11 protein-coding genes are annotated in these 12,796 nt (G+C 61.2%); 4 read left to right on the plus strand and 7 right to left on the minus strand.

Annotation, left to right across the window (positions count from 1 at the left end; translation table 11 throughout):
* Nucleotides 1-97: 97 nt before the first annotated feature.
* Both hexR and QRN46_RS03140 read left to right on the plus strand, forming a co-directional pair.
* Nucleotides 98-964, plus strand: a complete 867-nt coding sequence (hexR, locus tag QRN46_RS03135) for a transcriptional regulator HexR (protein WP_007954250.1) — start codon at nt 98-100, stop codon at nt 962-964.
* A 108-nt stretch (nt 965-1,072) separates the two neighbouring features.
* Nucleotides 1,073-1,279, plus strand: a complete 207-nt coding sequence (locus QRN46_RS03140) for a PA3496 family putative envelope integrity protein (protein WP_007954251.1) — start codon at nt 1,073-1,075, stop codon at nt 1,277-1,279.
* Here the strand turns inward: QRN46_RS03140 and QRN46_RS03145 are convergent.
* Entirely contained in the window at nt 1,221-2,183 is a 963-nt protein-coding gene (locus tag QRN46_RS03145) for a LysR family transcriptional regulator (RefSeq protein ID WP_007954252.1), read from the minus strand. The genes QRN46_RS03140 and QRN46_RS03145 overlap by 59 nt on opposite strands.
* A gap of 189 nt (nt 2,184-2,372) precedes the next feature.
* Between QRN46_RS03145 and QRN46_RS03150 the strand changes: the two genes are divergently transcribed.
* Both QRN46_RS03150 and oadA read left to right on the plus strand, forming a co-directional pair.
* A complete protein-coding gene (locus QRN46_RS03150; RefSeq protein ID WP_007954255.1) occupies nt 2,373-3,788 on the plus strand; it encodes an acetyl-CoA carboxylase biotin carboxylase subunit in 1,416 nt (471 codons plus the stop codon).
* 11 nt (nt 3,789-3,799) lie between these two features.
* Complete coding sequence (gene oadA, locus QRN46_RS03155) at nt 3,800-5,608, plus strand: sodium-extruding oxaloacetate decarboxylase subunit alpha (protein WP_011336637.1); 1,809 nt, start codon at nt 3,800-3,802, stop codon at nt 5,606-5,608.
* A 60-nt stretch (nt 5,609-5,668) separates the two neighbouring features.
* On the opposite strand, the gene QRN46_RS03160 is transcribed toward oadA, so the two are convergent.
* The 6 genes from QRN46_RS03160 to QRN46_RS03185 form a co-directional block, all read right to left on the minus strand.
* Nucleotides 5,669-5,977, minus strand: a complete 309-nt coding sequence (locus tag QRN46_RS03160; RefSeq protein WP_064379747.1) for a hypothetical protein — start codon at nt 5,975-5,977, stop codon at nt 5,669-5,671.
* A gap of 126 nt (nt 5,978-6,103) precedes the next feature.
* Nucleotides 6,104-7,570, minus strand: coding sequence for an autotransporter outer membrane beta-barrel domain-containing protein (locus tag QRN46_RS03165; RefSeq protein WP_350310491.1), 1,467 nt, complete (start codon nt 7,568-7,570; stop codon nt 6,104-6,106).
* Nucleotides 7,571-7,770: 200 nt separating this feature from the next.
* Nucleotides 7,771-10,728, minus strand: coding sequence for an autotransporter outer membrane beta-barrel domain-containing protein (locus QRN46_RS03170; protein WP_285354275.1), 2,958 nt, complete (start codon nt 10,726-10,728; stop codon nt 7,771-7,773).
* Between the two features lie 221 nt (nt 10,729-10,949).
* Nucleotides 10,950-11,621, minus strand: a complete 672-nt coding sequence (locus QRN46_RS03175; RefSeq protein ID WP_011336634.1) for a GNAT family N-acetyltransferase — start codon at nt 11,619-11,621, stop codon at nt 10,950-10,952.
* A gap of 12 nt (nt 11,622-11,633) precedes the next feature.
* Nucleotides 11,634-12,080: a GNAT family N-acetyltransferase gene (locus QRN46_RS03180; protein WP_011336633.1), complete on the minus strand. Its 447-nt coding sequence runs from the start codon at nt 12,078-12,080 to the stop codon at nt 11,634-11,636.
* 10 nt (nt 12,081-12,090) lie between these two features.
* A complete protein-coding gene (locus QRN46_RS03185; RefSeq protein ID WP_041475468.1) occupies nt 12,091-12,714 on the minus strand; it encodes an FMN-binding negative transcriptional regulator in 624 nt (207 codons plus the stop codon).
* Nucleotides 12,715-12,796: the final 82 nt, after the last annotated feature.

Below are 12,796 nucleotides of genomic sequence, written 5' to 3' on the forward strand. Positions count from 1 at the left end.
AGCAGGCAAAAAGCCGATTCATGTAGTATAACTACAAGCTTGCTACATCCCCGGCATCTGGCCAAAGCACATCTTTCCATAACAAGAGTCCAGCCCCTTGAATCTGCTGCAACACATCGCCCAGTCACGTCACCTGTTACGCAAGTCGGAGCTCAAGGTCGCCGACCACGTGCTGCTTGACCCTGCGGCGGTGATGCACAGTTCCATGGCCGACCTGGCCCACAGCGTCGGCATCAGCGAGCCGACCATCGTGCGCTTCTGCCGGGCCATTGGTTGCTCCGGTTTCCAGGATCTGAAACTCAAGCTCGCGCAAAGCCTCGCGGCCGGCGCCAGCTTCGGTCAGTTCGCGATCCATGAAGACGATTCCGTCGCCGACTACAGCCTGAAAATCTTCGACACCACCTTGCACACGCTGATGGAGGTTCGCGAAAAGCTCGATCCTCTGGAGCTGCAACGGGCGGTGACGCTGATGTCCCAGGCCCAGCGCGTCGAGTTCTATGGTTTTGGTGCGTCGGGCGCGGTGGCGGCGGATGCGCAGCACAAGTTCTTCCGTCTGCTGCTGACGGCAGCGGCGTATTCCGACCCGCACATGCAGGCGATGTCGGCGGTGACGCTGAAGCCCACCGACGTGGCGATCTGCATTTCCCAGTCCGGCCGCTCCAAAGACCTGCTGATCACCGCCAACCTCGTTCGCGAGAGCGGGGCGTCGCTGATTACCTTGTGCCCGAGCCAGACGCCGCTGGCCGAGCTGTCGACCGTCAACCTGGCGATCGACGTTCACGAAGACACCGAAATCTACACCCCGTTGACTTCGCGTATCGCTCACCTGGTGGTGATCGACGTATTGGCGATGGGCGTGGCCATGGCGCGCGGGCCGAGCCTGGTCAACCACCTCAAGAGCGTCAAGCGCAGCCTGCGCAGCTTGCGGCTGTCGCCAAAATCGGTAAAAGCGCTGGACGACTGATTGTCTTGGGGTGACGGCAATCTTCATCTGCCTGTAACCCCGACGAAGCTAAACCGTCATCCCCCAAGCCTATCGTGAAACTCCCGTAATCGCCTTGGGAGACTCGAAATGGCTCAGCCTTACGAAGAACGCAACAGCGCCGCGAAAACCCGTCGTCAGCAGGAAGACCAGCGCCGCATGGAGTTTCGCCGCGCTATCGAAGATCGCTTCGAACTCCGCCAGCTTCAGGCCGAAATCGGCGATTTTCCCGAGGACATCAATCACTGGCAGGCAGCACCGGCAGCTTCCCGTCGAAGCGCTCAACCAGCGCGCTGATCTGCACCCGTTCGCTGCGGATAAACGCCAGGAAGGCGTGCGCCACCGGTGACAGCCGTTTGGCTTTGGCTTGCACCAGGCACCAACTGCGAAACAGCGGCAACTCTTCGACTGGCAGCTCGACCAGGCCGCCGGTCGCCAGCTCCAGGTTCAGGGCGTGGCGTGTCAACAGCGCCAGGCCCAGACCCGCCACCACGCATTCACGCTGGGCTTCGGCTGACGCCACTTCCTGGGTCTGGGTGAAGTGCACGCGCTTCTCTTTGAAATACTCCTCGCAGGCCAGTCGCGTGCCCGAGCCGGGTTCGCGGATCAGCAAGGTATACGGTTCGAGATCCTGCAAGCGCAGCGGGCCCATGTGTGCCAACGGATGATCCGGACGCGCCACGGCGACGATCGGATTGTTGAGGAACGGCAGGAACTCCAGGCCCATGTCCTGTGGCACCATCGACATGATCACCAGATCGTCGCGGTTGTCGGAGAGCCGGCGGATGACCTGGCCACGGTTGACCACCGTCAGTTGCAGGTTTACTTCGGGATGCTGGCGCTTGAACGCCGCGAACAGGTGCGGCACGAAGTATTTGGCGCTGGATTCCACCGCCAGCTTCAACTGGCCCTGCAGTGAGCCCTGCATGTCCGACAGTTGCATGTCGAGGTTTTCCAGGCGGCCGAAAATGTCCCGGCTGGCGCGCTGAAGTGCTTCGGCCGCTTCGGTCATGTAGAGCTTTTTGCCGACGTAATCGAATAATGGCTGGCCGATCAGCTCTTCTAGCTGACGAATCTGTAGGCTGACGGCCGGTTGTGTGAGCGACATTTCTTCGGCAGCGCGGCTGTAGGAGCGCAAATCACACACTTCGTTGAAGATCTGCAATTGACGCAATGTCATACGCATCAAGGACTTACGCATTTTCTACCGACTCTGGCCGTTGGCTGATGCGCTGACTATAAGTCTTTACTTATGCCTGACCCAATTTTTATTCATTTTTGTTAATCCCTTGGCAGCGCTAGTGTGGAGCCGAGACCAGATTGAAACATTTGGTCACGTGCCGACCTGGTCTAGCAGGTCGTGGTGCCACCGGCTCAAGGGAACCTCCAAGTGATAACAAAGATCCTGATCGCCAACCGTGGTGAGATTGCCGTACGAATCGTGCGTGCCTGCGCCGAGATGGGCATCCGCTCGGTCGCGATCTACTCCGACGCCGACCGGCATGCCTTGCATGTGAAGCGTGCGGACGAGGCCCACAGCATTGGTGCCGAGCCGCTGGCCGGTTACCTGAACCCGCGCAAGCTGGTGAACCTGGCCGTGGAAACCGGTTGCGATGCGCTGCACCCCGGCTACGGTTTCCTCTCGGAAAACGCCGAGCTGGCAGACATCTGCGCCGAACGCGGGATCAAATTCATCGGCCCGTCGGCGGAAGTCATCCGCCGCATGGGCGACAAGACCGAAGCGCGCCGCAGCATGATCAAGGCCGGCGTGCCGGTCACGCCGGGCACCGAAGGCAACGTCTCCGGCATCGAGGAAGCATTGAGCGAGGGCGACCGCATCGGTTACCCGGTGATGCTCAAGGCCACTTCCGGTGGTGGCGGTCGCGGTATCCGTCGCTGCAACAGCCGCGAAGAACTCGAACAGAACTTCCCTCGCGTCATTTCCGAAGCCACCAAGGCCTTCGGTTCGGCGGAAGTGTTCCTGGAAAAATGCATCGTCAATCCCAAGCACATCGAAGCGCAGATACTCGGCGACAGCTTCGGCAACGTCGTGCATCTGTTCGAACGTGACTGCTCGATCCAGCGCCGTAACCAGAAGCTGATCGAAATCGCCCCGAGCCCGCAGCTGACCCCGGAACAGCGCGCCTACATCGGCGACCTGTCGGTGCGTGCGGCCAAGGCCGTGGGTTACGAGAACGCCGGCACCGTGGAGTTTTTGCTCGCCGAGGGCGAGGTGTACTTCATGGAGATGAATACCCGGGTGCAGGTGGAACACACCATCACCGAAGAAATCACCGGGATCGACATCGTCCGCGAACAGATCCGCATCGCCTCCGGGCTGCCGCTGTCGGTGAAGCAGGAGGACATCCAGCATCGCGGTTTTGCCCTGCAATTCCGGATCAACGCCGAAGACCCGAAGAACAACTTCCTGCCGAGCTTCGGCAAGATCACCCGTTACTACGCCCCCGGCGGACCTGGCGTGCGTACCGACACGGCGATCTACACCGGCTACACCATTCCGCCGTTCTACGACTCGATGTGCCTGAAACTGGTGGTCTGGGCACTGACCTGGGAAGAGGCGATGGACCGTGGTCTGCGCGCCCTCGACGACATGCGCCTGCAAGGCGTGAAGACCACCGCCGCGTACTACCAGGAAATCCTGCGCAACCCGGAATTCCGTAGCGGCCAGTTCAATACCAGCTTCGTCGAAAGCCACCCCGAACTGACCAACTACTCGATCAAGCGCAAACCCGAAGAGCTGGCCCTGGCCATCGCCGCCGCCATCGCCGCCCACGCAGGCCTGTGAGGAATAGAACAATGACTAAAAAGATTTTCGTAACCGACACCATCCTGCGCGACGCCCACCAATCGCTGCTCGCCACCCGCATGCGCACCGAAGACATGCTGCCGATCTGCGACAAGCTCGACAAAGTCGGCTACTGGTCACTGGAATGCTGGGGCGGCGCAACCTTCGACGCCTGCGTACGTTTCCTGAAAGAAGACCCGTGGGAGCGCCTGCGCCAGCTGCGCGCCGCGCTACCCAACACCCGTCTGCAAATGCTCCTGCGCGGGCAGAACCTGCTGGGCTACCGCCACTACAGCGATGACGTGGTCAAGGCGTTCGTCGCCAAGGCCGCGGTCAACGGCATCGACGTGTTCCGCATCTTCGACGCGATGAACGATGTGCGTAACCTGCGCGTGGCGATCGAAGCGGTGAAAGCTGCCGGCAAACACGCCCAGGGCACCATTGCTTACACCACCAGTCCGGTGCACACCATCGACGCGTTCGTTGCCCAGGCCAAGCAAATGGAAGCCATGGGTTGCGACTCGGTGGCGATCAAGGACATGGCCGGTCTGCTGACCCCGTACGCCACCGGTGAGCTGGTGCGTGCACTGAAAGCCGAGCAGTCGCTGCCAGTGTTCATCCACTCTCACGACACCGCCGGCCTGGCAGCGATGTGCCAGCTCAAGGCCATTGAAAACGGTGCCGACCACATCGACACCGCGATCTCCAGCTTCGCGTCGGGCACCAGTCACCCTGGCACCGAATCGATGGTTGCTGCGCTGAAAGGCACCGAGTTCGACACCGGTTTGAATCTGGAGCTGCTGCAAGAGATCGGTCTGTACTTCTACGCCGTGCGCAAGAAGTACCACCAGTTCGAAAGCGAATTCACTGCCGTCGACACTCGTGTTCAAGTCAACCAGGTGCCGGGCGGGATGATTTCCAACCTGGCCAACCAGTTGAAAGAGCAGGGCGCTCTCAACCGCATGGGCGAAGTGCTGGCGGAGATCCCGCGCGTACGTGAAGACCTCGGCTTCCCGCCGCTGGTGACCCCGACTTCGCAGATCGTCGGCACCCAGGCGTTCTTCAACGTGTTGGCCGGCGAGCGCTACAAGACCATCACCAACGAGGTGAAGCTCTACCTGCAAGGCGGCTACGGCAAAGCGCCGGGCACCGTGAACGAGAAGCTGCGTCGTCAGGCCATTGGCAGCGAAGAGGTGATCGACGTACGCCCGGCCGATCTGCTCAAGCCGGAAATGACCAAGCTGCGTGCCGATATCGGCGCATTGGCCAAGTCCGAAGAAGACGTGCTGACCTTCGCGATGTTCCCGGACATCGGCCGCAAGTTCCTCGAGGAGCGTGCCGCCGGCACCCTCACCCCGGAAGTGCTGCTGCCGATCCCGGAAGCGGGCAAGGTGGCTTCGGCCGGTGGCGAAGGCGTACCGACCGAGTTCGTCATCGACGTCCACGGCGAAACCTACCGCGTGGACATCACCGGTGTCGGCGTCAAGGCTGAGGGCAAGCGTCACTTCTACCTGTCCATCGACGGCATGCCGGAAGAAGTGGTGTTCGAACCGCTCAACGAATTCGTCGGCGGCGGCAGCAGCAAGCGCAAGCAAGCCTCTGCACCGGGCCACGTCAGCACTACCATGCCGGGCAACATCGTCGATGTGCTGGTCAAGGAAGGCGACACCGTCAAGGCCGGCCAGGCTGTGCTGATCACCGAAGCGATGAAGATGGAGACCGAAGTCCAGGCGGCGATTGCCGGCAAGGTCACCGCCATCCACGTTGCCAAGGGCGACCGGGTCAACCCGGGCGAAATCCTGATCGAGATCGAAGGCTGAGATAACAGCATCGATACAACGCTTTAAACCTCGGGGGAGCATGTGCTCCCCTTTTTTTATTCAGGTATCTGAAGTGCGGACTTGCACTGTTCCCAAAACGCGTTCTTCCGGCAGAGGGGAAGTCGTGCTGGCATACTTGCCTATGACTTCGTAGGCTCCCTTTGCCATGACTTTAGGAACGCTAAAGAACATTGTATCTGGCTCGAATCTACAGACCGAAACCGAATTCTCGACCTCTCCATTTTTGAAAAGAACGCGAAAAATCCCCGTCAGCGAGTGCGTATTTTCATTTTTCAGAACCAGAGCTTGCCCAGGTGTTACTTCCCCAGGAAGCGTGGGGTTTGCATCAGTGGCGTCGGAAGGTTTCATCGTCTGAACTCCTTGTGAGTGGAGCGGAATCTGCACCTTCAGCAGCGGATTCCACTCACTCAGGCTAAGTCTGCCCCTGACATCCGGTCTACTGTCAGATCTGACAGGTGCCATCGCCAAGTTGTATCAGAACGTCATTTGCCACCTGCCTGAGATGCTGTGGTTTCGGCTGTCGGTACCGATCTCGCCCGACAAGCCAATGCCGAATGTGTGGCTGGACGAGACGGCCAGATCAAGCCCGGTGTCCAGCGTCAGGCTATTGCGATCCAGCTCTGCGCCGTAAACGGTGTAGCCATGGCCGCCGGTGACCAGACGTTGTCGGGTGCTGGTGTAGGTCTCGCCGTAAACGTGTTTCCATCCCGCGCTGAATCGTGGCGTGAGGCGCATACCGTTATCCAGTGTGCTGACGTTCGCCATGCGCAGACCGACGGTAGTGTTGAAGTTACCCTGGGATTGAGCGTGAACCTTGAGTGCCGCCGCTCCGCCTTTCTCGGTGTAGCCGTTGCGCTGGTAGCGTTGGTAGCCGAGGCCGACAAAGGGCTCGATGCTGACGTTGGCCCGCCCCAGGTTGTATCCCGACTCGATGAACACTTGCTGGGTGCTGGCCTGGTAGTTGCCTTTGAGTCGGTCATGGAAGCGGCCGAACGCGACTTCGCGACGGGTACTGCCTTCATGGTTGCTCCAGGCTGCGCCGAGCCGAAGTGCCAACGGACCGGTCTGGCGCATGGCGTAGGCGCCGAGGTGCCAACTGTCGAGATCGCCGTCCAGTTCCTTGCTATCAATACGTGTGTCGGAGGTGCCGCCCATCAAGCCCAGTCGCCATTCTTCGTTGAGGCGCCAGTCCGCACCGAGCAGCAGTCCTTTGGTGGAATGCTGCATGGGCTCCACATCGCGATCCAGTTTGCCGCTATGACCGAGGGCTTGCAGCCAGATCCTGCCGCTCTCGGCGTTTCCGGCCGCGTGGCGGGGTGCGCTTGGCTGGTTGTCATGCTGGTCGTCGAGCTGAAGCATGGCCGACAGCAGGCTGGCGCTGACCGGTGTGACGCTGCTCAAGGTGGCCTTGGCGAGGTTGGCGTTGCTGCCGCCGGACAATTGATTGAGGGCGAGTGCTGCGGTGGTTTCGTCGGCAGCGAGCAGAGCCGCAATGGCTGAGTTGCCTGCTGGTGAAGGGGAGTCCGTTGACGGTGGCTGGTCAGCCAATGAGGCTTGTTGAGTCGCAGGCGTTTCGGCCAGAACCGGTTCCGGTAAGGGCGCTGGTTTTTCCAGGCTTTCTTTGAGTGCGCTGCCGCTCTCTGTCGTGGCAATTTTTTTGGATGAAATGTCGTCGGCTGTGTGAGCGGGGACCACGGGAATCTCAGTGCTGACGGGGATTTTTTCCAGGGGGGGAGCGATCTTTTCCTCACGCGTTGTTTCTTCAGCGAGCTTGAGCGGAGCAGGTTTGTCCTTAGGTTTGCGCGGGTTCTTGGGTTTCACCTCTTTCACGACAGACGTGTCTGGCTCAGTCTGCTCCGCAAGAGAAAACTCTACGCAACCGACTGCCAGCGCAACCGCGAGGACAAGATGTTGGAGCTTGTATTTGCATTGAATGGGCATTCCGTTTGCCTCAGGTGAAATGAGGCCAAACTGTAAAAGTCGATGCCGGTCCACCGATGCCGGGCAATTCCGAGCCACATGCAGGTGATCGCGTCTGCTTTTGTAGCCCGGTCGTCGGCGGGAGGCGAGCCCGCCATGATTACCCAACCATCCAGACGCCTTTACCTACAACTTCCGCTGAAATCCAGATTGGCGAAATCTCAAAAACTCATCTGCCATTGCCCGATCAACCCGTGATTACGGCTGTTGCTGCCAATCTCGCCGCTGTATCCCAGGCCCAGCGTATGCCGCGCGGAAATACCAAGATCCAGCCCTGCTTCCAGCACCAGACTGTCACGATCCAGCGAGCTGCCATCGACACTGAACGCCGTGCCGCCGACCACAAACGCCTGACGGGTCGAGCTGCTGACATCGCCGTAGGTGTGCTTCCAGCCGGCGGCCATTCGCGGGGTGAAGCTCATGCCATTGTCCAGCGAGCCGAGGTGCGCCAGGCGCAGGCCGAAGGTGCTGCTGAAGTTGTCCTGAGTCTGACTGTCAACTTGTAACGCCGCCGCACCGCCCTTTTCCTGATAGCGCTCGCGGTGATAACGCTGATAGCCGAGGCTGGCGAACGGTTCGGCGCTGAGCCGGCCAGTGCCCATGGCGTAGCCGAGTTCGGCGAAGGCTTGCTGGCTGTCGGCATCGTAATCGCCTTTGGGGCGGTCGCTGAAACCGTTGAACGCGATGGTGCGCTTGCTTTCGCCCTGATGACCGCTGTAAGCCGCGCCCAGGCGCAAGGCCAGCGGGCCGTTTTGATGCTGCGCATAAACACCGGCGTGCCAGCTCTCGACATTGCCGTCGACGCCGGTGGCATCCAGATCGGTCTTCGAATAGCCACCGAGCACACCCAGACGCCATTGCGGATTCAGTGCCCAGTCGGCACCGAGCACGCTGCCTTTGGTGCGTTGTTCCAGGCCGCTGCTGCCGTGTTCGCCATCGAGCTTGCCGTAGCCGCCGATGGCCTGCAGCCAGAGCCGGCCCCGGGCGTTCGGATCATTCAGGTTTCGCGCTTCGGACGGTACGCCGTTGGCTGCGAGGATCGGCGTATCACGCTGATCGAGGCCGACCATCAAGCCTGGGCTGCCACCCGTTTGCTGCATCGCCGAGAGCATGCTGCTGCCGATCTGGCTGCTGGCGCCGAGGGTGGCGCTGGTCAGGTTGGCGTTGCTGGCACCGGCCAGTTGCTCGATGGCCGCGCCTGCACTGCTTTGAGTGGTGTTGAGCAAGGCGTTGTACAGCGCATTGTTCTTGCCGATCGAGGCCAGGCTGTTGGCGGCGTTGCTGCCGTTGCCGGTGGCGGCGAATTCATTGAACGCCACGTCATTGCGGGTGTAGGTCAGATCGACCTGAGTCGGCGTGTAAGCGAGGGTCGGCGTGAGGAAGGCGTAGTCGCTGGTGACTGCACCGAATGTGCCGTTGACCCGCGCAGCCTGCAGCACCGTGTAATGGCTCTGCCACGGATAGGTGCCGCTGCCGGGATTGACCGCCAGCGTCGCGCCGTTGAGGTTGGCCGTGCCGCCGACCTGAACCGGCGCGCTGCTGCCATCGGCGTTGACGCCGTAGGCGAGGGTGGATGTGCTGCTCATGTTCAAATCGTGCACGACGGTCGCGGTGCCGAAGCGGGTGTCGGTGCGCAACGTGCCATTGACGCTGAGGTTGCCCACTGAACCACCCCCGGCGTACACACCACCGGCGTCCACGGTCAGATTGCCGGCGATGCCGCCCTGGTTGACCAAAGTGGCGCCTTTGCGCACGGCACCGCCGTCGCTGAAGTCGCCGCTGCCGGTGAGCGTCCAGGCGCCTTGTTTGATCTCGAGCCATTCGAAATTGCGGCTGGCACCGAAGCTGCCGCCCGCCGCGTCGTCCATCACCACGCGGTCATATCCGCTGCCACCGTCGACCACGCCGACAAAGCGGCTGCCGTTGCGCAGGGTCAGGCTGTCATCGCCGCCGCCCAGGTCAAGCGCCAGACCGTTGCTGCCGCTGATGGCGCCGCCGTTGATCACGCTGTCGGCGAATTCACCGACGAACTTCACGCCGAAACCGTCGAGGCCCTGGATCGTGCCGTAGTTCTCCAGCGTGGTGGCCGCCAGCCCTGAACCACCGCTGCCGTCGTCCACCAGAATCGCGCTGTTGGCGCCGCTGACCAGCGCATCCTTGGCGTTGAGAATGTAACCGCCGCCCAGCGCGATGCCTTCACTGCCATTGGCGAAACCGCCCTTGTCCACACCGCCGGCGCCGACGCCCTGAATGGTGCCGTAGTTTTCGATGTGAGCGATGTTGTCGATGTCTACGCCGTCACCGTCGCCATTGGCTTGCAACCCTGAATAGGCGCCGGTGATGGTGCCGTGATTGATCACCGTGCCGTCGCCGTCGGAACCGAAACCGGAGCCGTTGCGCCCGATGATCTGCCCGTAGTTGACCAGCGTTGCTCCGAGGTCGGTGGTGATGCCATGACGGCCGCCGGAAATCACGCCGTAGTTGGTCACGGTGACGCCGGTCGCGGTGTCGATATCGATGCCGTCGAACTTCTGATCGGCGTTGTGCGAGTCGCCAGTGGAAATCTCGCCGTAGTTGCTGATGGTCGCGTTGGCGCCGGTTTTCATGCCGTCGCTGGCGTCGCCACGAATCAGCCCGCTCGCGCGGTTGATGATCGTGGTTTTCACCCCGTCACTGCGCAACGCATCCAGATCCAGCCCCTGGCCGGTGGTTGAGCGAATGGTGCCGCTGTTGTCGATCAACAGACTGCCGCTGACGAAGTTGCTGTCGATGCGAATCGCGTCGTTGGAACCGAGAATCTGCCCGCCGCTGCGGTTATAGATGGCGTAGTTGCGTGCCTGGGTCAGGTCGCCGCTGCTGTCGATGGCCCGGCCGCCGCTGGAAATGATCTTGCCGGCGTTATCGATGATCACACCGACGCCGCTGGTGCCGTCCTTCAGGCTCACAGCCTTGCCGCTGTTGGTGATGCTGCCCGGCGCCGAAATCGTCAGTGTGTCTTTACCGCCCAATGTTTGCGACGCGGTGGTGGCGGTGTCGATCTGCACGGTCTTGCCGTGGGCGGCGCTGGTGGCGATCAGCAGGGCAATGGCAAACGACAGGCGCTGGGGCGGGAAGGGCATGGGCAGAACGTCCTTTTTGTTATAAGCGGGGCGTCCTGTATAGCGGAGGGTTTTTACAGAATGATGTACGGCCTATGTGCATTCTTTTGCAGTTCAGGCCTCAGATTTGGACGTTCATCTGCAATTCATTGCAGATCCGACGGTGGTGCAGAGTCGAAATCGCAGCCTTGGACATCGCTTGAATGAGATGCCGCAGGCTGCGCTCTTTTACGTTCACTGGCTCAACCGCGGCACTCAACCAACCCCTTCACCTGCCCATTCGCCGTCTGATTCTCATCGCTCAACCAGCGCTCGAACCCCGCCGCAATCGCCGGCCATTCCGAGTCCAGAATCGAGTACCACGCGGTGTCACGGTTCTGGCCCTTGACCACCATGTGCTGGCGGAACACGCCTTCGAAGCTGAAGCCCAGGCGCTCGGCAGCGTATTTGGAGCGGGCGTTGCCGTTGTTGCATTTCCATTCGAGGCGGCGGTAGCCGAGGGCGAAGGATTCTTTGGCCAGCAGGTAGACCGCCTCGGTGCTTTTCGGCGAGCGCTGCATCGGCGCGCCAAAGGTGACGTGGCCGATTTCGATGCGGCCCTGGGCCGGGACGATCGACATCAGGCTGAGGATGCCTTGCACCTGGCCGCTGGCGCGGTCGATGACGCTGAAGAAATAAGGATCGCTGTGGGCGGCGTGGTTGTTCAGCCAGTCATTGAAGGCGCTGCGCTCGGGAAACGGGCCGTAGGGCAAGTAATCCCAGAGTTTCGGGTCTGCGCCGGGGCCTTGCAGAGCGTTGAACAGGTCGTCGCCGTGCCGCGTCGGGTCGAGTTTTTCCAGGCGGATGAAGCGGCCTTCGATCAGGGTGGTGGAGGGCGGCGGTACGCCTTTCCAGTCAGCAAGAGAATTCGTCATGCACGTGGCTCCTTAAATGGCTTTGCGAAACTGGATGAAACCCGGGCGTTCGGCGATGCGCTCGTAGAGCTGGATCGCCGTGGCATTGGTTTCGTGGGTCAGCCAGTGCACTTTGCAGCAACCGTCGGCCTTGGCCGTGGCGTACACGTGTTCGATCAGCAGGCGGCCGACGCCGGTGCCACGGGTTTGCGGCTCCACCAGCAGGTCTTGCAGGTAGCAGGAGTTTTCGATGCTCCAGTTCGAACGATGGTAGATGAAATGCACCATGCCCACCGCTTTGCCGTCGGCCCAGGCGAGGGCGGCGTGGGTCGGCTCGTTCGGGTCGAGAAATCGCTGCCAGGTACTTTGGCTGACGGCGTCCGGCAATTCCGTGTTGTAGAAGCGCAGGTAGGCCTGCCACAGCGGTAGCCACGCCGCGTGATCGGCGGCGCTGACCGGGCGGATGTCGATCTGACTCATGGTGATTTCCTTAACGCATCAAGTGAGCGAGGGTTTGATCGTTGATGTCGGGGCTGGCGGCCAGGCCTTCGCGTACGCCGGCGATATCTTCGGCGCTGCGGTTCTGGCTGAGCTTGCGCTTGCCTTCGAGGCGGTCGATCGGAATGGCGAACCCGACGATGGCCTTGAGCATGCCGTCGATGTAATCCGCCGGAGCATCGTCGACCGACCAGGGCTGGTCGCGACCCGCTTCATGGCGGTCGGTGAGGGTGCTGACGATGTCCAGCAACCGACCGCCATCGCTGAAGGTTTCGGCGTGACCGTAGGCGTGCACAGCGACGTAGTTCCAGGTCGGCACGACTTTGCCGTGCTCGGCCTTGCTCGGGTAAAAGCCCGGGCTGACGTAGGCATCGGCACCGGGAAAAATCACCATCGCCTCGGCGCCGTCGCGCAGGTCTTTCCACTGCGGATTGGCCTTGGCCAGATGCCCGTACAGCGTGCCGTTCGGACCTTGTTCACGATGCAGCAGCACTGGCACATGACTGGCCTGCAAGCCTTGTTCGCCATGGGTGACCAATATGGCGAGGCGGGTGGCGAGGATCAGTTCGTGCAGTTGGGACAGGTCGTCGATGGCAAAGGCGCGGGGCGTGTACATGGAGAAAATTTCCTTGGCGAATGCCTGCATCGTAGGCAGGCTATTGGTCTGTTGTAAGAGCCATTGATGACCAATTTCATAG

The organism is Pseudomonas sp. lyk4-R2A-10, assembly GCF_030209075.1.
Taxonomy (GTDB): domain Bacteria; phylum Pseudomonadota; class Gammaproteobacteria; order Pseudomonadales; family Pseudomonadaceae; genus Aquipseudomonas; species Aquipseudomonas glycinae.

Excerpts from the sequence above, each read along its gene's own strand:
- QRN46_RS03145 (WP_007954252.1), bottom strand. The coding sequence starts at position 2,183 with ATGCGTAAGTCCTTGATGCGTATGACATTGCGTCAATTGCAGATCTTC.
- QRN46_RS03140 (WP_007954251.1), top strand. The coding sequence starts at position 1,073 with ATGGCTCAGCCTTACGAAGAACGCAACAGCGCCGCGAAAACCCGTCGT.
- QRN46_RS03180 (WP_011336633.1), bottom strand. The coding sequence starts at position 12,080 with ATGAGTCAGATCGACATCCGCCCGGTCAGCGCCGCCGATCACGCGGCG.
- QRN46_RS03175 (WP_011336634.1), bottom strand. The coding sequence starts at position 11,621 with ATGACGAATTCTCTTGCTGACTGGAAAGGCGTACCGCCGCCCTCCACC.
- QRN46_RS03170 (WP_285354275.1), bottom strand. The coding sequence starts at position 10,728 with ATGCCCTTCCCGCCCCAGCGCCTGTCGTTTGCCATTGCCCTGCTGATC.
- QRN46_RS03165 (WP_350310491.1), bottom strand. The coding sequence starts at position 7,570 with ATGCCCATTCAATGCAAATACAAGCTCCAACATCTTGTCCTCGCGGTT.
- QRN46_RS03160 (WP_064379747.1), bottom strand. The coding sequence starts at position 5,977 with ATGAAACCTTCCGACGCCACTGATGCAAACCCCACGCTTCCTGGGGAA.
- QRN46_RS03185 (WP_041475468.1), bottom strand. The coding sequence starts at position 12,714 with ATGTACACGCCCCGCGCCTTTGCCATCGACGACCTGTCCCAACTGCAC.
- oadA (WP_011336637.1), top strand. The coding sequence starts at position 3,800 with ATGACTAAAAAGATTTTCGTAACCGACACCATCCTGCGCGACGCCCAC.